General features: G+C 35.5%; 15 protein-coding genes and 3 pseudogenes. 15 read left to right on the top strand and 3 right to left on the bottom strand.

The annotated features are described in order from the left end of the window. The first annotated feature begins 82 nt into the window (after positions 1-82). The 12 genes and pseudogenes from B7695_RS03890 to B7695_RS11780 form a co-directional block, all read left to right on the top strand. Positions 83-673, top strand: a complete 591-nt coding sequence (locus B7695_RS03890) for a type IV toxin-antitoxin system AbiEi family antitoxin domain-containing protein (RefSeq protein ID WP_000227922.1) — start codon at positions 83-85, stop codon at positions 671-673. Beyond that, positions 673-1,509 carry a nucleotidyl transferase AbiEii/AbiGii toxin family protein gene (locus B7695_RS03885; protein ID WP_084889818.1) on the top strand — a complete coding sequence of 279 codons (837 nt, stop codon included), beginning with the start codon at positions 673-675 and terminating at the stop codon, positions 1,507-1,509. The genes B7695_RS03890 and B7695_RS03885 overlap by 1 nt, the downstream gene beginning before the upstream one ends. A 283-nt stretch (positions 1,510-1,792) precedes the next feature. After that, positions 1,793-2,092 carry a hypothetical protein gene (locus B7695_RS03880; RefSeq protein WP_000869753.1) on the top strand — a complete coding sequence of 100 codons (300 nt, stop codon included), beginning with the start codon at positions 1,793-1,795 and terminating at the stop codon, positions 2,090-2,092. Beyond that, entirely contained in the window at positions 2,082-2,570 is a 489-nt protein-coding gene (locus tag B7695_RS03875) for a hypothetical protein (protein WP_084889816.1), read from the top strand. The genes B7695_RS03880 and B7695_RS03875 overlap by 11 nt, the downstream gene beginning before the upstream one ends. Beyond that, positions 2,570-4,447 carry a VirD4-like conjugal transfer protein, CD1115 family gene (locus tag B7695_RS03870; protein ID WP_084889967.1) on the top strand — a complete coding sequence of 626 codons (1,878 nt, stop codon included), beginning with the start codon at positions 2,570-2,572 and terminating at the stop codon, positions 4,445-4,447. Before B7695_RS03875 ends, B7695_RS03870 begins: the two co-directional genes overlap by 1 nt. A 20-nt stretch (positions 4,448-4,467) precedes the next feature. Next, positions 4,468-4,710, top strand: a complete 243-nt coding sequence (locus B7695_RS03865) for a hypothetical protein (RefSeq protein WP_000627865.1) — start codon at positions 4,468-4,470, stop codon at positions 4,708-4,710. 16 nt (positions 4,711-4,726) lie between these two features. Then, positions 4,727-5,581: a VirB6/TrbL-like conjugal transfer protein, CD1112 family gene (locus B7695_RS03860; protein WP_001054257.1), complete on the top strand. Its 855-nt coding sequence runs from the start codon at positions 4,727-4,729 to the stop codon at positions 5,579-5,581. Between the two features lie 53 nt (positions 5,582-5,634). Next, positions 5,635-5,994 carry a PrgI family protein gene (locus tag B7695_RS03855; RefSeq protein WP_084889814.1) on the top strand — a complete coding sequence of 120 codons (360 nt, stop codon included), beginning with the start codon at positions 5,635-5,637 and terminating at the stop codon, positions 5,992-5,994. After that, on the top strand, positions 5,945-8,302 hold the full coding sequence (locus B7695_RS03850) for a VirB4-like conjugal transfer ATPase, CD1110 family (protein WP_192855726.1): 2,358 nt from the start codon (positions 5,945-5,947) through the stop codon (positions 8,300-8,302). Before B7695_RS03855 ends, B7695_RS03850 begins: the two co-directional genes overlap by 50 nt. Positions 8,303-8,313: 11 nt before the next feature. Then, positions 8,314-11,019 carry a phage tail tip lysozyme gene (locus tag B7695_RS03845; RefSeq protein ID WP_084889811.1) on the top strand — a complete coding sequence of 902 codons (2,706 nt, stop codon included), beginning with the start codon at positions 8,314-8,316 and terminating at the stop codon, positions 11,017-11,019. Between the two features lie 708 nt (positions 11,020-11,727). After that, positions 11,728-13,650 carry a group II intron reverse transcriptase/maturase gene (ltrA, locus tag B7695_RS03840; RefSeq protein WP_084889809.1) on the top strand — a complete coding sequence of 641 codons (1,923 nt, stop codon included), beginning with the start codon at positions 11,728-11,730 and terminating at the stop codon, positions 13,648-13,650. Between the two features lie 138 nt (positions 13,651-13,788). Next, a pseudogene (locus B7695_RS11780) lies at positions 13,789-13,911 on the top strand (CHAP domain-containing protein); the annotation flags it as partial. 34 nt (positions 13,912-13,945) lie between these two features. Here the strand turns inward: B7695_RS11780 and B7695_RS03830 are convergent. The 3 genes from B7695_RS03830 to B7695_RS11180 form a co-directional block, all read right to left on the bottom strand. Next, positions 13,946-14,554, bottom strand: a complete 609-nt coding sequence (locus tag B7695_RS03830; protein ID WP_084889807.1) for a hypothetical protein — start codon at positions 14,552-14,554, stop codon at positions 13,946-13,948. A gap of 1 nt (position 14,555) precedes the next feature. Then, a complete protein-coding gene (locus tag B7695_RS11185) occupies positions 14,556-14,720 on the bottom strand; it encodes a hypothetical protein (protein ID WP_000201399.1) in 165 nt (54 codons plus the stop codon). Between the two features lie 76 nt (positions 14,721-14,796). Further along, complete coding sequence (locus tag B7695_RS11180; RefSeq protein ID WP_192855725.1) at positions 14,797-15,039, bottom strand: hypothetical protein; 243 nt, start codon at positions 15,037-15,039, stop codon at positions 14,797-14,799. Positions 15,040-15,217: 178 nt separating this feature from the next. Between B7695_RS11180 and B7695_RS03820 the strand changes: the two are divergent. The 3 genes and pseudogenes from B7695_RS03820 to B7695_RS03810 all read left to right on the top strand — a co-directional run. Continuing rightward, positions 15,218-16,192: pseudogene (locus B7695_RS03820) on the top strand (IS256 family transposase); the annotation flags it as partial. Further along, positions 16,149-16,667, top strand: a pseudogene (locus tag B7695_RS03815) (transposase family protein); the annotation flags it as partial. The pseudogenes B7695_RS03820 and B7695_RS03815, both read left to right, overlap by 44 nt. Positions 16,668-17,142: 475 nt before the next feature. After that, positions 17,143-25,330 (top strand): leucine-rich repeat protein (locus B7695_RS03810; protein ID WP_142358858.1); only part of this gene is annotated, 8,188 nt, incomplete at its 3' end.

Genomic DNA, 25,330 nt, shown 5'->3' with positions numbered 1-25,330 from the left:
ATAAATGAATTGATTTTAAAGAAATAAAATGCTAACATATATAGAGGATGTTAGCATTTTGTTTCTAAGAAAGGAGAATGATATGGTTGATAAAAGAGAGAAACTGATGAACTCTTTCAATCAGTATGGTTTTTTAACTTTTAAACAAGTAATAGATGAAAATTTACACTACAAAACCTTATTAAAAATGGTTACAGAAGGAAAAATCGATGCTGAAGAAAAAGGCTTATATCGCTTACCTGATATTTATTTAGATGAGTGGTTTGTCCTTCAGTATCGATTTCCAAAGGGAATCTTTTCTTTGGAGACAGCACTTTGGTTACATGGTTTATCTTTGACTATCCCTTTTAACATGACGATGAGTTTTCCTTATGGTACGAATACCAAAAACATTAAGGAAGCAGATATATGTCCTATTATTTTACGTTCTCACTATAGTGAGGGAATTATTGAAATAGAGCGTCTTCCTGGTCAATTTATTAAAGTTTATGAAGTTGAACGAGTTTTGGTCGAGTGTCTAAGACCAGTTCATCAGGTGGATCTTCAAATTATTGCACCAGCATTTAAGAAATATTTTCAACAGAATCAAATTCATTTACACAAATTATTTTATTATGCCCAGTTATTTAAAGTAACTGATAAGTTACAATCTTATACGGAGGTGCTATCTTAATGTTTTCAAATGCGAATAGCTTTAAAGCAAAAATCAAAAATATTTCAAAAGATAAGGGAATTCCAGCTCAACAAGTACAACAACATTATTTAATTGAGCAAGTGTTAAAGCTGATTTCTACTAGTTCTTATAGAGATTCCTTCATTGTAAAAGGAGGGTATCTAATAGGTCAAATGATTGGACTAGATAAGCGAACTACAATGGATTTAGATGTCACTCTGAAGGGAACCGAAATGAGCAGAGAAAATTTGATTGATATCTTTGAAGAGATTCTTTGTTCTAAAACTGATGGTTTTTCATTTTCAGTAGATAAGCTAGAACCTATTCGCCAAGATGATGAATATGGAGGATTTTCATTAAAATTAAATGCGGCTTTTGATACATTAAAAGAGGTTGTTTTTATTGATATTACTACTGGTGATAAGATCACACCAAGAGAAATAACTTATTCAATGACTTCTATCTTTACTAATGAAAGCATCAAGATATGGACATATAATCTAGAGACTGTACTTGCTGAAAAGTTAGAAACAATCATCAGTAGGGGATTAGCTTCGACACGCCCACGTGATCGATATGATCTTTTCACCTTGTATAAACTTAGAAAAGAAGAGATTAATCTAGAAGTATTAAAAAATGCACTTGAGAATACGGCAGAAAAACGTAAAAGTAAAGAAACTATTTATAATTGGAAAGAACAAGTGAGAGGAATTGAAATTTCTGATTATCAGAAAGAGCTATGGATTCGTTATCAACGCCAATTTAAGTATGCTAAAGATATCTCATTTGATAACTCTGTTCAGGTTATTAGGGAAATTATGCAACAAATATTTTAGTACAAAAGTAACTCATTCGTAAAGCAGTGAGTTGCTTTTTTTTATTCCAACAGCCTCAAAAATGTGATAAAAATTTCAACTACTCTTATCTATAATAAAGCTACCTGTTCTTTGAAAATTGAATCCACTCCGTCTTGATTAGCGTGCCTGTGTAAGTAGGGACTGAGAGTATTTCCCTGAGAAGGGCAACTGGCACAAGACGTGTGTGAGAATTTTCTAACAGACACGGAGTTTATCGTTACCAGACTTAAACGATGCGACAAACTAGATAAAGGAGTTAATCATGAAGGTAGTAAACTTGTATGATTTGAAACAAATGGGAAATAAAGGTGGTTGTACCATCCAATTGATTCATCACTTTCCTTTTGGTATGGGCTTAGGACATCTCAAAAAAGACTACATTGAATTTAAACGTGTTGGTATCTTTGATGGGAAAGCAGTAGAAGTTACTCTTCGAGAACCTTATTCGAGAGATCTACTGCAGGTTGTCAAGTCAATTAAGCAACGTCAGAAATTGATAGCTTATCGTTATAAAGAAGGAAAGCTGCTATTTGTTAAGAAGGAGGCATCAGATGTCCTCTGAACAACAGGAACGAATGGCAGTTCAATATGCTGAGCGTAGTCTTTTATTTACTGTAAAAAGTCTTTTAAAGATTCTAGAATGGTCTAGACGTCAGGCTTTAGCACAGGATTCCGCCTATAAGATAGGAGTGCAGAAATTAGAAGAATTGCTACAATCTCCTTATTCGATTGATACGATTAATCTGAAAAAAGATTTTTTAGACAAACCAATTGATATAGAGAAATTTAAAGCTTTTTTAGAAAAAGAAGAGATTCCTTTGGCCATCGCTTGGCAAGGGGATTCTCTACATTTCTACACGAAAGACCGTTCGATTCTAGACAATCATTTAGACCATCTGTTAGAAAAAATGGTTAATGATCCGGAGAAATTAGCTGATTTTACCATGGATAAGTCATTAGACCAAGCAATTGATGAGGCTAAATCCCAAATTACCTTTAGACAAGAAGGAGCCGTCAAACAGAAAGAGATGGTGAGATGATGTACAGTGGAAAAAAATTCCTACTATTCTCACTGTTAGGTATCTTACTAGGCTATCTTTTTCATCGTTTGACGCTTTTGTATGATTCCTATACTGGAAATACCTTAGATAAATGGACTCATCTTCTAATGGAAGGTCAAGATGAAGTTCTTCAGTCGCCATGGAATATTTCATTTACTGGAAAATCAAGTGCTTTTTTTCTACTAGGTTTTGTGATGATGTTGCTGGTTTATCTCTATTTAGAGACTGGTAAAAAACAATACCGAGAAGGAGTAGAATATGGGAGCGCCCGTTTTGGAACTCTAAAAGAAAAGAAGCTCTTTTACGGTAAGGAATTTTCTCATGATACGATCTTAGCACAAGATGTTCGTTTGACATTATTAGATAAAAAACCACCTCAATATGATAGAAATAAGAATATTGCGGTGATCGGAGGTTCAGGAAGTGGGAAGACATTTCGCTTTGTGAAACCCAATCTGATTCAGATGAATAGCTCTAATATTGTAGTGGATCCTAAAGATCACTTGGCCGAGAAAACAGGCAAACTCTTTTTAGAACATGGCTACCAAGTAAAGGTGTTAGATTTAGTCAATATGAAGAACTCAGATGGCTTCAATCCTTTTCGCTATATAGAGACAGAAAATGATTTGAATCGCATGCTGACGGTTTATTTTAACAACACCAAAGGCTCTGGATCTCGTAGTGATCCATTTTGGGATGAAGCTTCTATGACTTTGGTACGAGCTTTAGCCTCCTACTTGGTCGATTTCTATAACCCACCTAAAACAAGAGAACAGCTCATAGAAGAAAGTCGTTTAAGTCAAACAGAATACCAAAACTTGTTGAAACGTCAAAAAAAAGAAGTGGAAGAGCGAAAAAAACGAGGGCGTTATCCAAGTTTTGCTGAAATCTCAAAACTCATTAAACACTTATCCAAGGGTGAAAACCAAGAAAAAAGTGTCTTAGAAATTCTATTTGAAAATTATGCTAAAAAGTATGGGACTGAAAATTTTACCATGCGAAATTGGGCAGATTTCCAAAATTATAAGGATAAGACTCTGGATTCTGTTGTTGCTGTAACCACTGCTAAATTTGCCCTCTTCAATATTCAAAGTGTCATGGATTTGACCAAAAGAGATACCCTTGATATGAAGACATGGGGCAAGGAAAAATCAATGGTGTACTTAGTTATCCCAGATAACGATAGTACCTTTCGCTTTCTTTCAGCCCTCTTTTTTTCAACCGTATTTCAAACCCTAACAAGACAAGCAGATATTGATTTTAAGGGTCAATTGCCTCTTCATGTGAGAGTTTACTTAGATGAGTTCGCAAATATCGGAGAAATCCCAGATTTTGCTGAACAAACCTCAACAGTCCGTTCACGGAATATGAGTCTCGTTCCCATTCTACAAAATATTGCCCAACTTCAAGGGCTCTATAAAGAAAAAGAAGCTTGGAAAACTATTTTGGGGAACTGTGATAGCTTAGTCTACTTAGGTGGTAATGATGAAGATACCTTTAAATTTATGAGTGGATTACTCGGTAAACAAACCATTGATGTTCGAAATACTAGTCGTTCCTTTGGCCAGACAGGTTCAGGATCCCTTTCTCATCAAAAGATTGCTCGTGATTTAATGACACCAGATGAGATCGGAAATATGAAACGGCATGAATGCTTGGTTCGAATTGCTAATATGCCTGTCTTTAAAAGCAAAAAATACAATTCAACCAAGCATCCAAACTGGAAGTACCTAGCCAATCAAGAAACCGATGAACGGTGGTGGAACTATCAAATCAATCCTTTGAATCAAAGACAAGAAAATCATCTTGAAGGCCTTAGAATTCGTGATTTAACTTTTGAATCTAGTTTAAAATAAAAATAGAAAAGAGGAAATAGATGATTACGCATTTTAAAGGTTTTGTTTATGGAGTAGACGCAAGTGCTATGTTTGCACAAGCTATGTCTTTGTTACAGAAGGGATTGATTGCAGTTGGTGCCTTTCTCGTTGTTGTGGGGATTGTCAACCTTGCAACCAACATTAAAGATGGTGGACCAGGTGTTCGGAATGCCATTCTGGAAATTGTCGGTGGTGTTATGGTAGGGGCTGCTGGAGCCTTTGTAACTCAAATTTCAATTTAGGAGGATAAACAATGACATGAATCTTAGTTTAGTCTCACCCTTTGTTTACCTTGCATCTGAAAAAATATCAGCTGAAAATTTATTTGAAGGATTTAATGTAGATTTACAATCTACGGTAGATCTGATTAAATCCCTATCTAGCTACAATCCAACAGTTTGGACTTATATGTCTAGTATTACTAAAAGTGTCATGCAGCCTCTTGGAGTTGCGATTTTATCAGTTGTTCTCATCTTAGAATTTTCGAAGATGGCAAAGAAAATTGCTAACTCAGGTGGAGCGATGACCTTTGAAGCATTAGCCCCGATGTTGATTAGTTATATTATGGTCGCAGTTGTAATTACCAACACTACCGTCATTGTAGAAGCCATCATCGGGATTGCGAGTCATGCCATTGAACAAGTGGCTTCGATTGTGGCTCACGGTGGGGCAAAGTATGATACCATCTCTGGATTAAAAGGTTCAGGCTTTATTGGTCGGATGATTGTAGGATTTTTCGCCCTCCTCATTTGGCTTGTTCGGATAGTAAGTGCAGCCATGGTCAATCTTTTGGTATCTATTCGATTTATTCAACTCTACCTTATGATTCCATTTGCCCCTCTTACGATTCCAACATTTTTAAGCGATGAGTGGAAGTCTATTGGTATTGGCTATTTAAAAAATATTATGGTCTATGCAGTACAAGGGGTTCTTATTTTTCTGATTGTTTCTCTTGTTCCTTTGTTTGAATCTGCTGGGAAAATAGCAGTTTCAAATGGTGCAGGAGTCTTGCAATCACTTGCGATTATGTTTGGTAGTTTGGTACAAGCTATCTTACTGATTATTGCCCTCGTTGGTTCTCAACGTACGGCTCGCTCAATCTTAGGTATGTAATTAGATAAAGGCTAGGAAGTGAATGCTTCTTAGCCTTTTTAGAAAGGAAAGTCATGAATACACGTGTCTTTAAAGACATCTCAAAATACCAACATAGGGCTTGGTTAGGCTTCACTACAAGGCAAATCATCTTTGTTTTACCGGCCTTTATTGTCACAATTATTGTTTTGGGCTTGAATCTCTTTTTCTGGCAATTTGGAGATTGGTTTGTTTACGGTTTTGTGTTTGCCTTTACCATCCCCCTCATGCTTTTTGGAGTCTATAAACCCAATGATTTATATTTTGAACATTATTTGAAATACCATCTTCATTTTGAACTAACGGTTCCTCTACGCACAATTACAGGAAAGAAAGGACTTGAACATGAAAAGAAAATCAAATACATTAAAGAAACAAAAAACTTCAATGACTAATAAAAAGAAAGAAGTTAAAGGGAAAAAAGAGGAAGTGTTACCATCAACGGCTAATACTCTCTCTTATCAAGCCCTGTATCAAAATGGTCTAATGCAGGTAAAAGAAGATTATTTCTCACAAAGCTATTTACTTGGTGATGTCAATTACCAGACCGTTGGTTTAGAAGATAAAGGCGCAATCATTGAGAAGTATTCTGATTTGATTAACTCCCTAGATGATCAAACTAACTTCCAATTGACCATCTTTAATAAAAGATTGAATTTAGAAAAGTTTAGACAAAGTGTTTTGTATGAGGAAAAAGAAGATGGATATGATACCTATCGTAAAGAATTGAATCGGATGATGAATCAGAATTTAGACAGTGGTGAAAATAATTTTTCAGCTGTGAAACTGATTAGCTTTGGTAGAAAGGATTCTAGTCCCAAACAAGCCTACCGTTCCTTGTCCCAAATAGGAGAATATTTCAAGAGTGGTTTCTCAGAAATTGATGCACGATTTGAATCCTTGTCTGGAGAAGAGCGTGTCAACTTGTTGGCCGATATGCTTAGAGGAGAACACCATCTTCCTTTTTCTTACCGTGATTTAACGAGATCGGGTCAGACAACTCGTCACTTCATAGCGCCTAATCTCTTAGATTTCAAAAACAAGAATTACCTACAAATCAATGACCGCTTATTGCAGATTGTCTATGTGAGAGACTACGGCATGGAATTAGGGGATCAGTTTATCCGAGACCTCATGCAAGGAGATTTGGAATTGATAGTGAGCCTTCATGCTCAAAGTTCGACCAAGGCAGATGCCATGAAGAAACTACGAACAAAGAAGACCTTAATGGAATCCCAAAAGATTGGGGAACAACAAAAACTTGCTCGTACAGGTATCTATTTGGAAAAAGTAGGCCATGTATTAGAAAGTAATATCGATGAAGCTGAGGAACTCTTAAAAACCATGACAGAGACAGGAGATAAACTATTTCAAACTGTCTTCTTGATTGGTGTTTTTGGGCAGGATGAAGAAGAACTCAAACAAGCACTAGACACTATCCAACAAGTGGCCGGCTCAAATGACCTAATGATAGATAAACTTCCATATATGCAAGAAGCAGCCTTTAATAGTTTGCTGCCATTTGGTTGTGATTTTTTAGAGGGAGTATCACGTAGTTTATTAACATCTAATGTAGCAGTGAACTCTCCTTGGACTTCAGTAGACTTACAAGACCGTAGTGGGAAATATTACGGTATCAATCAAATCTCAAGCAATATTATTACCATTGATCGCAGCCTATTAAATACACCGTCTGGTCTGATTTTAGGAACATCTGGAGCTGGGAAAGGGATGGCAACCAAGCATGAAATTATCACGACTAAAATCAAGGAATCTGGTGAAAATACTGAAATTATCATCGTAGATCCAGAAGCAGAGTACAGTGTCATTGGACGGGCTTTTGGTGGAGAAATGATTGATATTGCGCCAGATTCCCAAACCTATCTCAATGTCCTTGACTTGTCTGAGGAAAATATGGATGAAGATCCTGTAAAGGTAAAATCAGAATTTCTTTTATCCTTTATCGGCAAGTTACTGGATAGGAAAATGGATGGAAGAGAAAAATCGATTATCGACCGTGTTACCAGACTCACTTATCAGTCATTTAAAGAGCCTTCTTTGGAAGAATGGGTCTTTGTCTTGAGTCAACAACCAGAAGAAGAAGCGCAGAATTTGGCACTTGATATGGAACTGTATGTCGAAGGTTCTCTTGATATTTTTTCACATAAGACCAATATTCAGACAGGATCTAATTTCTTAATCTATAATGTTAAAAAGTTAGGAGATGAGCTGAAACAAATCGCTCTTATGGTTGTTTTTGATCAGATATGGAATCGTGTCGTTCGGAATCAAAAATTAGGGAAGAAGACCTGGATTTATTTTGATGAAATGCAGCTTCTCTTACTAGATAAATATGCCAGTGATTTCTTCTTTAAATTGTGGAGTCGTGTCAGAAAATATGGAGCTAGTCCGACTGGGATAACCCAAAACGTCGAAACTTTATTGTTAGATCCAAATGGTAGACGAATTATTGCAAATAGTGAATTTATGATTCTTCTCAAGCAAGCAAAAAATGACCGAGAAGAACTGGTCCAACTCTTAGGCTTGTCAAAAGAACTTGAAAAATACCTAGTCAATCCAGAAAAAGGGGCTGGACTGATAAAAGCTGGTTCCGTTGTCGTTCCCTTTAAAAATAAGATTCCTCAAGGTACTCAATTGTTTGATATCATGAGTACGGATCCTGATAAAATGGCTTCTAATTAAGGGGAAGGTAAATGAAGGATAAAAGAGAAATCATACGTGCCCGAAAGGCATTTAGAAGAAGTCTAAAAGATGAGAAAAAATTCTTGAAAAAAGGAAAGAAGGAGGTGAGGAAACAGAAAAAAGATTCCGCTGTACTGGATGATAAAGCATGGAAAAAAGAGATAAAAGAAAAGCTAGAGGAGATGAGAGAAGCTTCAAAGGAGAGAGTAAAACAAGCAAATGAAGACTACAATCATATTCTTCAAAATAGTCCTCTATCTCTTTTGAATCGTAAAGAATTAAGAGACAGACGATTGCCTCATGCTAGGAAACGATTGAAAATAGCCAAGAAGCAATTTAGAGAAGCCAAGGTAGAAGCAAAAGAAGAAAGAAAAGAGAGTCGTAAAGAAAGAAAAACCAATCAAAAATTTCTCTACGGTCAGGAATCAAAAGCAAAATCAAATTTTTTCTTTCAAGGGAAGAGTTTAGAAGAATTAAAAGCTAAGAAAGAAGTCAAGGCCGCAAAAGAGAATCTAAAATCTACTAAACAAGCCTATAAGTCCAAAAAAGTCAGTAGGAAAGCCAAAACTTTTCTTTATGTCCTTGGACGTGAAGGTGGAGAGTTAGCTTCAGAAAATGAAGATTTAGAAGGTTATCGCACACTTCAAGAGACAATTAGAAAAGGAAAACGCTACAGTCGGCTTTCTTATAACCTTGGAAAAGCTAGTGTCAAAACAGGACAAGCAACAGGTCGTTTTACCAAGAAAAGACTGACCAACACAAAAGAGCGATACCATCATTTTAAGGATGAAAAAGGATGGAAACTAGCGAAAGATAACCCAAGTTCCTTTAAAAATCGATTTCGAAAATTAAAGAAACAAGGTCTTACAAGTGTCCGAAATATCTATCAAAAACTAAAAGCAGCCTTTTCCTTCTTTACATTTGCGGCTGGAAATCCTGCAACCTGGATAGTTGGAGGATTAGTCTTTCTTCTCTTATTTATGATGAGCTTCTTTTTAGGATTTTCATCTGCTAGTTTAATTCAACAAGATGAATTTGAATTAACAAAAGCTTATACCCACCTGACTTGGGAAGACGCAGAACATACTCGTACAAATGACAAAGGAATTACCTATTACACAAAAGTTGATGATGTGATGGGGTATATGAATTTTAAATTCCATGACTATGAGTTACACAAACCAGTTCACTTATTTAGTTCAGAAACTTACAAGGATTATCTGTCTACTTTGTGGCATGATTTAAACGATGGGGATGATTTGAAATCCATGCAAGACCTCTATGAAACTCCTAAGTATAAACTCTCGAAAGACGATCAAGAGGAAATAAAGGAACTAAAAGAAGAGGGTGTGTATGCTTCCATGCAGGAATTGGACAATCCATTTGAGGGGAAAAGCAACGAAGATAGTCTAACCATGACTTATCGTTATGGATACTATGATTTAGATGGGAAACCTACTCTTCAGGAGTACATTCTACTAGAATCAAAGGCTCACCAAACGATTGTCGCACCAATGGATGGTGTTGTATCTCTAGATGGCGACAATGTTATTCTCACTAACGGAAAAGGAGAGAATGAGAGTCGATTGACCTTGTATTCCATTCATAATGGCCGTGCGATTGAGGGGACAAGGGTCTTAACTGGTGATGTTATTGGTGAAACACCAGACGATACAGGTTTGAAAGTTTCCTATCAAAAGTATAAGAACAAGAAAGAAAAATTGGTGTATGTCAATCCGCAATTTTATTTTCCAAAAGTCATTCAACTTCAGACAACTATCTTACCTGCCATTGGTCAGTTTGGTGGGGATGAGTTTGAACGAGCAAAACATATTTATGAGTTTTTGAAATCTCAAGGGGCAAGTCCCCAAGCCATTGCGGCTATTTTAGGAAATTGGTCGGTAGAGTCTTCTATCAATCCTAAACGAGCTGAAGGAGATTACTTATCTCCTCCTGTTGGCGCTACCGATTCCTCATGGGATGATGAAGCATGGTTAGCGATTGGAGGTCCAGCCATTTATAGTGGTGCTTATCCTAATATTCTTCATAGAGGTTTAGGTTTAGGTCAATGGACAGATACTGCAGATGGTTCAACACGGCATACAGCTTTATTGAATTATGCACATATCAAAAATAAGAAGTGGTATGATTTAGACCTCCAACTTGATTTTATGCTTCATGGGGATAGTCCTTACTATCAAAGTTGGTTAAAGGATTTCTTTGGAAATACGGGCAGTGCAGCCAATCTCGCCCAACTCTTCCTTACCTATTGGGAGGGAAATTCTGGTGACAAACTACTGGAAAGACAAACCAGAGCAACGGAATGGTATTACCAAATTGAAAAAGGCTTTAGTCAAACAAATGGAGGACAGGCAAAAAGTGATCCACAATCCCTTGAAGGGGTTCGTGGGGACTTGTATGATCATTCTGTTCCTGGTGGTGGAGATGGTATGGCCTATGCTTATGGACAATGTACATGGGGTGTTGCGGCTCGTATGAACCAGTTAGGCTTAAAATTAAAAGGTAGAAATGGAGAAAAGATTTCAATCATTAATACCATGGGAAATGGTCAAGACTGGGTTGCGACAGCTTCAAGTCTTGGTGGGGAAACGGGCTCTACACCAAGAGCAGGTGCTATTGTTTCTTTTGTAGGAGGTACACATGGTACACCAGCAGACTATGGTCATGTGGCTTTTGTCGGTGCGAGACGTTTCTAACTGAAAAGGTTAGACACGTTCTTGAAAAATCAACCTGATAATCAGGTTAAATTTGAATAGAATGGAGAACTCTTATCTTGAAAATTGGAATGAAGGGGTAACGCCCTGAAACGATTTCTCTAATACTCCGACATGCGTTTATCTTGTGCAAAGGTAAAGGTATGAAGCTCGGTGAAGTTGGCTGAAATATACCGTCATTCTTAAGGACTTAAGAATCGAAAGTGTTCCAGAGGTGGAATATGTATCTGATAGGTCGGGAGTCATTAAAAACTAAATAGGGTGAGAATGTGCATGAGCACTGACGAACCAGCGAATGTACGCTCCGAAGGCGAGTACGTAGAAATGCGTATAACAACGTAAGTTGTTTCAACTTGAGGAAGAGTAAGAATCGACGATATGAAATTCCTTGTTATGTTACAGGCATATCAAAGTTGAAGGGGTATAGCTAGGCACCTAAGTTTAGTATTGATAAAGATAAGGGAACGTCGAAAGCTAGAGATGTGGAGGTTGCACAACCAGAGAAACATTGGAAAGAAAATCATAACTTTCCTTAATCTCTAGTGAGAGTGGTGGCACGACCTTTGAAAGTGTTGTAATGATACTGGAGGAACAGCCACTAGTCAATAGTGTATTGTTATGAACTTTATCATTTCATGGATTCTTGTAAGACATAAAAGGTCACGAATCCAAAGAGAGGAGTGATAGACCATGACGAAACCAAAAAATGATGACAAACTATTAAAACATCAAAAATTAAGATATGCGGAATACTATGGCATGACCGAGATATTTGATGATTTATATTCCAAAAGTCAAAATGGATTCATTTTTAAGAACTTAATGAACATTATCACATCTCCCGAGAATATACTGCTCGCTTATCGTACCATAAAGCGAAATGGTGGTAGTCAAACCGAAGGAGTAGATGGTGTTACCATTAAAGATTTAGAAAATCTGACCCAAGAAGACTTTATCTCTAAAGTTCAAAGAAGATTTCAATATTATAGACCCAGAAAAGTCAGAAGAGTAGAGATTCCTAAGCCAAATGGGAAGAAACGACCACTTGGCATTCCCTCGATGTGGGACAGAGTAGCTCAACAGTGTATTTTACAAGTGTTGGAGCCAATCTGTGAAGCGAAATTTTACAAACACAGTTATGGATTTAGACCCTTAAGGTCGGCTGATAACGCTATTATGGACTGTATGTATCGTATGAATAAAAGTCATATGACTTATGTCGTTGACGTTGATATTAAAGGCTTTTTTGATGAAGTGAATCATACTAAGTTAATGCGTCAAATCTGGACATTAGGTATCAGGGACAAACAACTTCTAGTGATTATTCGAAAAATGTTAAAAGCACCAATTGTTCTTCCGAATGGAAAAGTGACCTATCCAACTAAGGGCACACCACAAGGAGGTATCTTATCTCCACTACTTGCCAATATCAATCTCAATGAATTTGATTGGTGGATAGGACGGCAATGGGAAGAAAGAGATTGTAAGGAATTAGTTCCTCAATATAATTCCAAGGGAACAAGACACAAGTCACATGTTTACAGAAAGCTGCGAGCTTCAACGACGCTAAAAGAAGTTTATATTGTCCGATATGCGGATGATTTTAAAATCTTTTGTCGAAATAGGAATGAGGCAGAGCGAACGTTTAAGGCTGTAAAATTGTGGTTAAAAGAACGACTTAACCTCCCTATTTCAGAGGAAAAATCTCAAATTACCAATCTGAGAAAGAAAAGCAGTGAATTCCTTGGGATTACTTTAAAGCTAGTTTCTAAGAATAATCGTTTGGTTTGTTTCTCTCATATTGCATCAAAAGCCAAGAAACGCATTAAACATCAACTGAAACAACAGATGAAATTGATACAAATTAAAGGTGCTAAAGAAACAATTATTCGTGAAATACAGAAGTATAATAGTATGGTTATCGGTATTCATAACTATTATAGTATGGCAACACATGTGAGTAAGGATTTAGAAGAAATTCATTATCAGCTTTATCTCTCTTTTAAAAATCGATTGCAGGCGAAAGGTCTGACAAAAATAGGAGAATACAAGGGAAAAGATAAAGGACTTCTCCCCTACCTCCAATCTCAAAATATTCGGTACTTAATGGGTTATCCAATTCTTCCAATTAGCTATGTCAAGACGAGAACACTAAAAGGAAGAAATAAGAATCTGAATAGGTATACTCCCGAGGGGAGAAAATTGATTCATAAACAACAGGAATCTGTTGAAACATGGAAATTAAAATGGCTGAGAGAACACTCAATTATAAATAAGCGTGCAACAGTTGAATACAATGATAATCGAATTTCTTTATTTGTAGCTCAAAAAGGGAAATGTGCTGTAACCGGTCAGGAATTGGATATGGATGATATTCATTGTCACCATAAGAGACCGTGGTTAGAAACAAAGGATGACTCTTATAGGAACCTTATCATTGTTGGACGAGATATTCATCGCCTGATTCACGCAACAAATGAGAAGGTTATCAAAAATCTCTTTCAGCTTTTGAATTTGAGTAATACAGGACTGACCAAATTAAATCAGTTGCGCGAACTTGTAGGAAATTCACCATTATTGAAAGAAAATTTGAACTTAGAACAATTATGTTAATCATATTAATACAGCACGATAAAGCAAAATCGTGATAATACACTATTGATGGAACGCCGTGTGCGGTGAAAGTCGCACGCACGGTGTGAAGCGGGGGAAAAGATGGAGATAGTATCAAAGTTTTACCTATCGCTATAGAAGGTCTATGATGATGGTTCTTTCCTTGTGTCTGAAACTAACTATGGTGGCAACCCTAACTATACCTTTAGAAAAATCTCGCAAGCAGATAGTGCCATTAGTTTTGCCTATACAACGAAATAAAAAAATCATGTCATCAGTTTAGGTGACATGATTCTTATTTTTTATAGAGTGACATATTTAATGCCATAGGCTGATAAGTTACTTGATGATCGTCTTTAATCAATTGACTGTAAGCAACAAATCCGAACTGTTCATAAAATTGAATGACTTTAGGATGATTGATACTATCTAAAAATACCATCTGAGTTCCTACAATTGCTCGAAATTCTTCAATTTTTTGAATTACAATTTCAAATAACTCTTGTCCTGATAGTTTATTTAGCTTTGTGTTTTTGCCGAATTGACCGATAAGTAACACAGGGAGATAATCAATATTTTTGGGACTTTTCCCTTTTAGGACGAGTTTCTTTTTTAAGGATTTATCTAAATCAGAAATATCAACAACTTTGAGAGATAAACTAAAGAATCCTATGATGTTATTTGTTTCAGTTTCTTCAACGATAAAATTACGAGAACGATGTTGTTTTTCAAAATTGGGGGCTTTATCAGATAGATAAGTCAACATCTCTTCATTACCGTTGAAATCAACATTTTCTAAAATGATAGTTTTAAATAGCTCCTGAACTTGTTTCTCAGTTTTATCAGGAGCTAGCACTTGAATATTTTCAAGATATTGCTTAAGTGGTGTTACTTGAATTGTCATCTTACAGATACTTTGAAATGAGTTTATTTTTCGTTGGAGCGGTAGCGTCCTGTGATTCAATAGATTTCAAGACGGCTTGTAGCTTTTTAGATGGTTTATGATTAAGAATTTTTAGAGCATCTTCGTTTGTTAGTTTTATATCACGTGTTAAACTGATTGTAGCCATTTGTTCTACCTCCTGTTTCTACTTAAATTCATTATAGCTTATTTTGAGCAAAAGTTCAATCTGAAGATAGTGTATGTTATCTATAGTGTATAAATCCAAAATAAGTTTTTCTCTTGCGTTTGTAGCTCATATTCGTTAGAATAATGGTGTAGATGAGTGGTCGGCTCATGGTCAATCTGATAGTAATCTTGGACATAAGGGCCAAGCGGTGGCGGACACCAGAACGAAATCCGATAGCAATCTTGGACGTAAGGGCCAAGCGGTGGCAGACACCAGAATAAACCGACTGACTAGGTGGCTTACAGGTTCTGTAAGTCATCTATTTTTTATTATTACAATAGTTTACTTGAAAAAATTTGGTAGTGTAAAATAAGTTGTGTAAACACAAAAGGAATAAATCCGTTATAGTAGAGTTGCAACACATTACTAGAAAGAGATTTATTCCTATGATACAGTTTACCACAGAATTGCTTAACTTCCTAGCCTAAAAGCAAGATATTGATGAATTTTTTCGTTCTTCTCTTGAAACAGCTATGAATGACCTGCTTCAAGCAGAGTTATCAGCCTTTTTAGAGTATGAAACTTACGATAAAGTAGGCTATAATTCTGGGAATAGTCGTAATGGAACCTATTCACGGAAATTTGAAACCAAATATGGGACTGTTCAGTTGAGCATTACAAGAGATCGTAATGGAAACTTTAGTCCAGCTTTGATCCCTGCTTATGGACGTCGAGATGACCACTTGGAAAAGATGGTTATCAAACTCTATCAAACCGGTGTAACGACTCGAGAAATTAGTGATATCATCGAGCAAATGTATGGTCATCACTATAGTCCTACCACAATTTCTAATATCTCAAAAGCAACTCAGGAGAATGTCGCTACTTTTCATGAGAGAAGCTTAGAAGCTAACTACTCTGTTTTATTCCTTGACGGAACCTATCTTCCATTAAGACGTGGAACCGTTAGTAAAGAATGTATTCATATCGCACTTGGCATTACACCAGAAGGACAGAAGGCTGTTCTTGGATATGAAATCGCCCCAAATGAAAACAATGCTTCTTGGTCCAACCTGTTAGACAAGCTTCAAAACCAAGGAATCCAACAGGTTTCTCTTGTAGTGACTAATGGTTTCAAGGGGCTTGAGCAGATGATCAGTCAGGCTTACCCGTTAGCTAAACAACAACGTTGCTTAATTCATATTAGTCGAAATTTGGCTAGTAAGGTGAAGCGATCTGATCGGGCAGTTATTCTGGAGCAATTTAAAATGATTTATCGTGCTGAAAATTTAGAAATGGCAGTACAAGCTTTGGAGGACTTTATCGCTGAATGGAAACCAAAGTATAAGAAAATAATGGAAAGTCTGGAGAATACGGATAATCTTTTAACTTTTTATCAGTTTCCCTACAAGATTTGGCACAGCATTTATTCGACAAACCTCATTGAGTCTCTCAACAAAGAAATCAAACGTGATTGTGGATGCAACAGAGGTAAAAATCAATCGTCCTAAAAAAATCAACTAGCCAATTATTCTGGTAAAAAGAAATGTCATGCTATGAAGGCTCAGGCGATTGTCACAAGCCAAGGGAGAATTGTTTCTTTGAATATTGCAGTGAACTATTTGCCACGATATGAAGTTGTTCAAAATGAGTCGCAGAAATATCGGACAAGCTGGTAAAATCTTGGCAGACAGTGGTTATCAAGGGATCATGAAGATGTATTCACAAGCGCAAACTCCGAGGAAATCAAGCAAACTTAAGCCACTAACTCTTTAAGATAAATCCTATAATCATGTGCTATCTAAAGAGAGTATCAAGGGTGAGAATATTTTTGCCAAAGTAAAAACGTTTAAAATGTTTTCAACAACCTATCGAAATCGACGTAAACACTTTGGATTACGAATGAATTTGATTGCTGGAATTATCAACCGTGAACTAGGATTCTAGTTTCGCAGAAAGTCTAATAAAACATTAAAAGGCGTAGCCAAAAAAATGTAAACGTTTGCTAAAAACGGATTTTCATAAAAATCTTCTTTTTAAAAAGTAGAATTATGTTAAAATGCTAAAGAGGTGTAAATTATCAGATTATTTCAGCCGTACAGTGTAATTTGTAGATATTTCATAATTTTACGGCCTTTCAAAAATAGGATTGATTTTATTTGTAAGTAATGAAAAGTTTGAGAACAATTTAGTCACGTTCTACTTCAACGTATAAGTATTAGTTTAGGTGATGATAAAAATTAATTGTCCTACCATATTTGAATAGAGTTTTTTGAGAAATGGTTTAACCTTTACTTTGTATAGCACAGACTTTTCTGGAAAGGAGTATTAAGAAAGATTTTACGAAGAATAAATAATTTGATAATCAAAAAGACAGTCAAAGAGTAACTTGAAAGATATTATTGCAATAGGAGATATTTGAATGAAGGAAGTTTTAAAATTAAGAAAACGCCGAACAGGTCAATGGGTAACCGTTGCTGGGACGGTTTTAGTTGGTGCGTACATGGTATTTGGAAATTCAGTTGTGTTTGCAGATGAGACTTCAAATAACGTGCCTACAATCACTGAAAATAGTACGGTAACTGAAACAGTAACATCCGGGTATAGTGATGTCGTGTTACCGCATTCTATTGAAAGCTCTTCTAATACGAATAGTGAAGTAACTTCTTCAGAGAAGGGTATAGTCACTGAAGAACATAAAACAAATTTTTCTGTGTCCGAACAGGTAAATCCAGAGATTGGTAAATCATTACCCTCAGAAGATGTTACTGCTCTAGTAGCAAATAATAATAGTTCTGTAGATAAGATTTCTACCAAAGAAGATGCGAATATAACCTTAGACAATTCGAAAGGTGAAGACAGAGCATCAGTTCTAACTAATTCTTCGGATAGTAGAGTGGAAAAAACAGTTGAGGAAGAAAATAGAAAACGTTTAGATTATTTTGAAGAGTTAAATGCCAGTGGTGCTTCGCGTATTGAAATTCCAGAAGGTATGACTGTTATAGATAATAATGCTTTTAAAAATAACACGAAATTAAAGGAAGTAATTTTACCGAGTACTCTAAAAAGCATAGGAATGTCAGCTTTTGAGGGGACATCGCTATCCAAGATAGAATTGCCATCAAGTTTAACGTATATTGGTGAGAATGCTTTTGCTAATATAAAGACGTTGACAGAAGTAACTATACCAAAATCTGTTGAAACTGCTAGTCATGCCTTTTATGGAGATATTAATCTTAAAAAAGTAAATTTCGAAGATGGTATTGTCACTATCCCGTCCGGTATTCTTTATAACACTGGTTTAGAAGAGATAGTTTTACCCTCTAGTGTCAAGGCTATTGGAAGCTATGCTTTTTCTAATAATAAATCTTTAGAAAAGATTAATTTGTTAGATGGAGTTAGACAGATTGAAGAAGGTGCTTTTTCAGGTGATAGCAAATTATCAGTTGTTGAACTTCCTAAAACTTTGACTGAGATTTCTAGATATGCCTTCTCTGATACTTCAAGTCTTACCCATATTAATTTACCGAGTGGTATTACAAATATTGGAACAGGTGCTTTTGAACATTCAGGTTTGACATCTATTGAATTACCTAAAGAGCTAACTGAAATAGGTAGATCTGCTTTTAGTGGAACGCATTTATCTGAAATCTATTTTCCAAAAAAATTAAATTATTTAGGGATTAATGCATTTTCTAATATTGATACGTTAAAAAAAGTTACAGTGACTTCTGATATCAATAAAAGTTGGGACGATTGGTATTGGGAGGGGCTCTTTGATGGCAGCCCGTTAACGACGGTTGTGATTGAAGAAGGAGTTACCAAAATACCAGCTAAAATGTTTTATAATCAACAAGGGATTGTGAATATCAACTTTCCATCAACGATGAAAGAAATTGCTGGCTATGCTTTTAAGAATACAAGTCTTAAGACTGTTCTTTTCCCATCAGCTATAGAAAAGATTGGAAATTATGCTTTCGGAGATATTGTAACATTGACTTCAATTGACGTAGGAAGTAATTTAGTTACAGGATGGAATGCTTTTAGTGGTAGTAAAAATTTAGTTACAATAAACCTTAAATCAGGGGCTAGAAAAATTGTTGATGGTTTTCTAGCAGATACTGGTATTACAGAATTTGTCGTACCAGAAGGAGTAGAAGAAATTGGGAAAGATGCTTTTTCTAGTAATAAACAATTAACAAAGATTACTTTACCATCAACTCTTAAAACTATTGGGGAAGGAGCGTTTTCAAATACTGGGCTAAAAGAAATTGTATTCCCTGCTTCGATGAAAACAATTCCAAAAGGTATTTTAGACAGTACTCAAGTTGAAAAAATTGTTTTATCAGAGGGTGTGGAAGAAATAGGTGATTATGCCTTTGCTAATAACAAGTTGTTGAAATCAGTTGTATTTCCAAGTACCCTGAAGAAGATTGGAAGAGCAGCTTTCAAGAATTCTAACTTAGAGTCAGTAACTCTTCCTTCAGGCTTAGAGGAAATAGCTGAAGAAGCATTTTCGTATAACAAACTATCAGCAGTTACTTTGCCTACTCAGTTAAAGACATTAGGTGATAATGCGTTCTCAAATAATAACTTAAAAGAAGTTACCCTTCCGAGTCATTTGGAAGTTCTTGGAACTGCCTTTGTTGATAATTCTGAATTAAGTAAGATAACTTTCTCAGAAGGTTTAAAAGAAATAAGAGGAGCTTCTTATTCCAGTCTCAGTGCATTTTCTGGAACGTCAATTAAATCGGTAGTATTACCAAAAAGTCTTGAAAAAATAGGAGATGGAGCATTCTATGATTTGAAAGGCTTAGCTGACATTTCTATACCAGAAAATGTGACTAGTATTGGAAATGAAGCCTTCTACAATACAGGTCTGACTTCTGTTGATTTACCAGCTAATCTGAAGACAATTGGTCGGTATGCTTTCAGTGGAACTAAACTAAAAAAAGTTGTCCTTCCTAGTCAAGTTGAGACTATTGGTTCTAGTGCGTTTAGTATTGAATCGTTAGAGTCAGTACATATTCCAAAATCTCTTAAATCAGTTACTGATTATTCTATAAGTAATAGTAATATTTATGGTACATACTGGCATGACGTAGAATGGGGACAAGGTTATAATGCCATATTTTTAGGGGATAAGAATCTAAAAACTGTAACTTTTGAAGATGGACTTTCAGAAATTATTAGTGAATTGTTCAGAGGAACGGGTATTAAAAAGATTGATTTACCAAGCAGTGTTACAAAGATTGGCTCTGCGGCATTTGCTCATTCTGATTTAACCACGATTAACTTACCGCCATCATTATCTGAAATTCAGGACTTTGCATTTGCAAATACTAAGCTTAAAGAAATTACCATTCCAGATAGTGTTGAAAAGATTGGTTACGGAGCATTTGATTCTGTTGAAACTCTAGATAAAGTTACTTTGCCTGCAAATTTAAAAGAGATCTCAAGTAAGACTTTCTATAAGACTAATATAGCTAAGATTACAATTCCTGAATCAGTATCAAGCATTGGAGGAATTGCTTTCGCTGATACTCCTTTGAAGAGTATTACATTACCAAGTAACTTAATAACAGTTGGACAAAACGCTTTTTCAGGCACACAACTGACAACAGTTACTCTGCCTTCTAAATTACAGACATTAAAAGAAGGAGCTTTTGGTGAAATCTCCACCCTAGTTTCTGTGAATATTCCATTGAGTCTTAAAAGTGGATATGAAGCTTTTTCAAATAGTAAAAAACTTGAAACAGTAACTTTTGAAGATGGACGTGAAACTATCCCATCGGGTCTTTTGAAAAATATTGGGATTAAAACATTTACCCTACCTTCTACAATTAAAACAATAGAATATTCTGCCTTTGCTCAAAACGATTATTTAAGTGAAATTATTTTAAATAATGCCTTGGAAGCCATTTATGAAAGTGCTTTCGCTAATACAAATTTAAAACATGTTAAATTACCTGATAGTTTGACTTATTTGGGTAGGGGAGCCTTTGAAAATAATCATTCACTCACAGAAGTGATTTTTCCCAAACAGTTGAGAGCTATTTCTGAGAATGCTTTTGCTAATACAGGACTGACCAAATTAGAAGTTCCAAGTAATATTGAGGAAATTAATTCTGGTGCTTTTTACAATACTAAATTATCTGACTTAATTTTATCAGAAGGAATTAAACGAATTGCTTCGTCAGCTTTTGTTGGTAATCAGTTGAAGGTGATAGAGTTACCGGCCTCTTTGCAATATTTAGGAAGTTCAGCTTTTGGAAATAGTAGTAAGCTAAGAGTCGTAAAAATCAAGTCAAATATAGAACTTGATAAATATTATGATGTTAACACAATCTCACCGTTTAGCTATCGAGATTATTATAGTGATGAAATATCTAAACAAAGACCTGAGAGTATCTTCGTTAATTTTGAAGGTGGCGTTAGCAAGGTATCAGACTATCTTTTTAACGGTGTAACACCTGTAAAATCAGTGACATTTAAAGACAATATTAATCTTACCGAAATTGGAAATCACGCTTTTGATGGAACTAGTCTTACGTTCTTAACTTTGCCAGATACTGTGGAAACGTTAGGGGAGTTCGCTTTTGGAAATATTAACACTTTAAATAGTGTTAATATTCCTGAAAAATTAACAACAGCAGATAGAGCCTTTGCAGGCAGTAAGAAATTGAATGAGTTGCGTAATAAAATTGAAGGTATCCGTATACCTGATGGTATGTTTGAAAACACAGGTTTGACAACCTTTATCGTACCTTCAGGGATTAAGGAAATTGGTAAATATGCATTCCGAAATAATAAGTCTACAGCTATAAGTTTTGAAGGCCCACAAGAAGGTTTTAAAGATGTTATTCTACCTGTTGGTTTAACAAAAATTGATTCACGTGCCTTTGAATCAACGGAGATAGATTATTATGATATTCCAGATACTGTCAGTGAGATTGGAGATGGAGCATTCCGATTTAATCCTAATTTAAAGAGCATAAAGCTACCATCTGAGTTGCAAGCCTTAAAAGGTTATCTTTTTGAAGGAAACAAAGGCATGAAACTACTAGTTATTCCAGATAAAGTTGAAAGTATTGATACTAATGCTTTTGTTAATATGGAAGGGTTGGAAAATGTTTATATTCCTGCAAGTGTAACGAATATTGGAGAAAACCTTATTGCAAACAAGGACAAGGTAACATTCCATGTTGTAGGTGGTTCTTATGCCGAGACTTATTTGAAAGCTAATGGTTTTAAGACAGTAGCAGTAGGTGATGATTACAAGCACTACAACGATAGTATTGTGACAAGAGCTCATTTACTAACAACATCTCAGAATCTAAAATTTTCTGGAGATCTTTCGCTTCGTTTAGAATACGAATTAAAGACAGCAGGGCGTAACATCTCAGATACAGAGATTGTTATCACACTGCCAGATGATAAGGTAAGTTTTAATTCAGAAAACCCTATTGTTAAAAAAGGTACGATTTCAGGAAAAAATAAAAATGTTTTAACATTGAAGGACATAAATTCATTAAAAGGAACTTTTGACTTTAATGTTAAAACAACAGCGGAAGAATTAACCTATTTAGATATTGTCGCACAAATTCGTTATAAGGAAAATGGTATTCAAAGAGCCGAGCTTCTAGGACATATTAATGAAGAAATGCCGTATTTGACTATAAATGTTAATGATTATATTTCTAGTAATTCGTTAACAGTATCTGGGAAGACTAAGCCAAATACCAAAATAAAATTATTTGTTAAGGATTCATCTGAAAGAATCTTGGAAACAGTCTCTAAAGAGGATGGCAGTTATAGTGCAGTAGTGCCAGTGGATGTTTCAAAATTATCAAGTGATGAAAAATCTTTAAGGAATATCTTATTAACAGTTTATTCAGAAATTTCACGGGATAACATAATTGCTAAAAGCAAGACTATATTATATCACTCATCTGCCCCACGTCTAAAATCATTTATTATGAAACATCATGGACAATCGTTTGATTTAACTGATGGTAAACCAAATAATAATGTAATTTTCCGACCAGGCGAAAAGTTTGAATTTGAAGTGGAGTTGGAGAATGATAAAAATGTTTCTAGAGTTTCTATAAAAACATCTCGAAATAATAAAGATGGAGTTATTCATTTAAGTAGACAGTCTAATCCTCATTTATTCAAATACGAAGGCTTTTTCGATGTTAATGGTATAAGAGATGATTTCATTCCAAAAGATTTCGTCATCAAAGTTGAAACGCTTAACAGTCGAGATAGTGATGGAGATGGTCTAATTGACTCGGATAAATTAAAGGAAACGGATAAGGTAGTAATCAGTAACTATAATCCTATAATTGCTGATAAACATAACAATAGTTGGGATGTGTCTGATAGGGATTTGTTGATATTTTCAGGTTTAGCTTATCTCTCTCCAAAAGGATTAGAAGGATTGTTTCCTAAAAATGGAGAAACGGGAGTTTCATATTTTAACTTTGATTCATTGAACGCAGACAAGAAACCGAGCTATCAATTCTTTGATTTAGATATTGAATCTACTGATAAGAGCCTATTTTCTAATTGGATATTTGTTAAGCAGCTGGAAATTGCTTTTAAGGAACCTGAAATAGCGGGAGACAATCCTTCGCCTGGTGAATATCATTCCACAGTTTCATATTTTATTGATAAAAATAAAGAAAATATCATTGTTGCTTTTAGGGGAAGCGAGGAAAAGCCAAATAGACTAATAAAAATTGACCCTCTTGGTATTGATAATGAAGCTGGTTTTGGGAATATAAAAATTCCTCTCGGGAATAGTCCTCAAGAAAGGGCAGCGAAGTATCAGATTAATAAAATTATGGAAGAAGTTAAGTTAAACTATCCAAATATTGAAAATATTTATATCACAGGGCACTCTTTAGGAGGTTATCAAGCAATTAATGCAGGGGACCGGATTTTAGAAGATGATAACTTAGCTGATATCAAAAATAAATTACGAAGAGTTGTTAATTTTAACGGTCCAGGTTTTAATAATCAAGAAGCAGGTCTTTCTAGAGCAATAGCACAAGGTAATATGTTTACGAGATACTTGGTTGATAAAATAGACACTCCGAATGGTCTTGCAACAATAGGGCAGATGCCAAATGATGTTAAAGTACCATACAAAAAGACTATTAATAATCCAGACGTTTCAGTTCATAATTTAACATCGTTCTTTTATACTTTAGATCGAGGTTACCGTTCTTCTAAATTACGTTTTAGAGATAGTGGTAATTACCCTTTAATTACTGATCTTGTTGAGGTTAAAAACTATCTTTTAACTCTTCCTGAATCGCCAAATTATGTTATTGATCCATCTGGAACAATTATGAATAGCGTAACAAGTAAAGCTCTATCTGGTGCCAAAGTTACAGTCTACTTTAAGGACGCTAATGGCAAGGAGAAAGTTTGGAATGCTGATGACTACTCTCAACTTAACCCAGTTTTAACAAGTGTAAATGGGGAATTTGCTTGGGATGTTCCTGAAGGCCTTTGGAAAGTCAAGGTTTCTAAAGAGGGGTACATTTCATCTGAATCTGATTGGCTTCCTGTAGCGCCTGTTCAAACGGGGATTGACTTTAAATTGGTACCTCATACTTATTCCCTTACTTACAATTTAGGTGGTGGTAGTGTTACTCGTGACTTACCTTCAACATACCAAACCGATGTTGAAATTCCTTTGGGAAGTCCAGCTCGTAGTGGTTATATTTTTGAAGGGTGGTATGATAATCCAGATTTTATTGGGAATAAGATTGATAGTACTCTCTTTAATTCAGTTGGTGATAAAACCCTATGGGCTAAGTGGGCGCTAGCTAGACAAGTTAAAACTCGTCAGGAGAGTCGTGTCATCACAACGGATAAAGTAGAATATGTTGATGATGCAAGTCTTGAAGCAGGTAAAATTCGAGAAGTTGCAGCAATAAACGGAAAAGTTTTAGTAGAAATCACAGACGTATATGTAAATGATGAGTTGCAATTAAGTACAGAAAAAGAATTATCACGTATTGAACCGCAAGCTAAGAAGGTTTATCGAGGAACAAAACAGGTATCTCACGTCCCAGATGTTGCACCAATGGAGAATAATAAACCAGAGGTTATTATTGAAACTAAGGTTCGTCAAGAAAGTCGAGTTCTTAAGACAGATAAGATTGAATATGTTGATGATTCAAGTCTCGATGCAGGCAAAGTTCGAGAAGTTGTAGCAATAAACGGAAAAGTTTTAGTAGAAATCACAGACGTTTATGTAAATGGTGAATTGCAATCAAGTACAGAAAGAGAATTATCACGTATTGAACCCCAAACTAAAAAGGTTTATCGAGGAACAAAACAGGTATCCCAAGTTCCAGATGTTGCACCAATAGAGCAAAATAAACCAGAGGCTATTATTGAAACCAAGGTTCGTCAAGAAAGTCGAGCTCTTAAGACTGATAAGGTTGAATACGTTGATGATTCAAGTCTAGATGTAGGCAAAGTTAGAGAAGTTGCAGCAATAAACGGAAAAGTTTTAGTAGAAATCACAGACGTTTATGTAAATGGTGAATTGCAATCAAGTACAGAAAGAGAATTATCACGTATTGAAC

The sequence above is a fragment of the Streptococcus mitis genome (assembly GCF_002096845.1).
GTDB classification, from domain to species: Bacteria; Bacillota; Bacilli; order Lactobacillales; family Streptococcaceae; genus Streptococcus; species Streptococcus mitis_A.
Note: the sequence above shows the minus strand (reverse complement) of the source record. Positions and strands in the feature narration are given on the sequence as shown.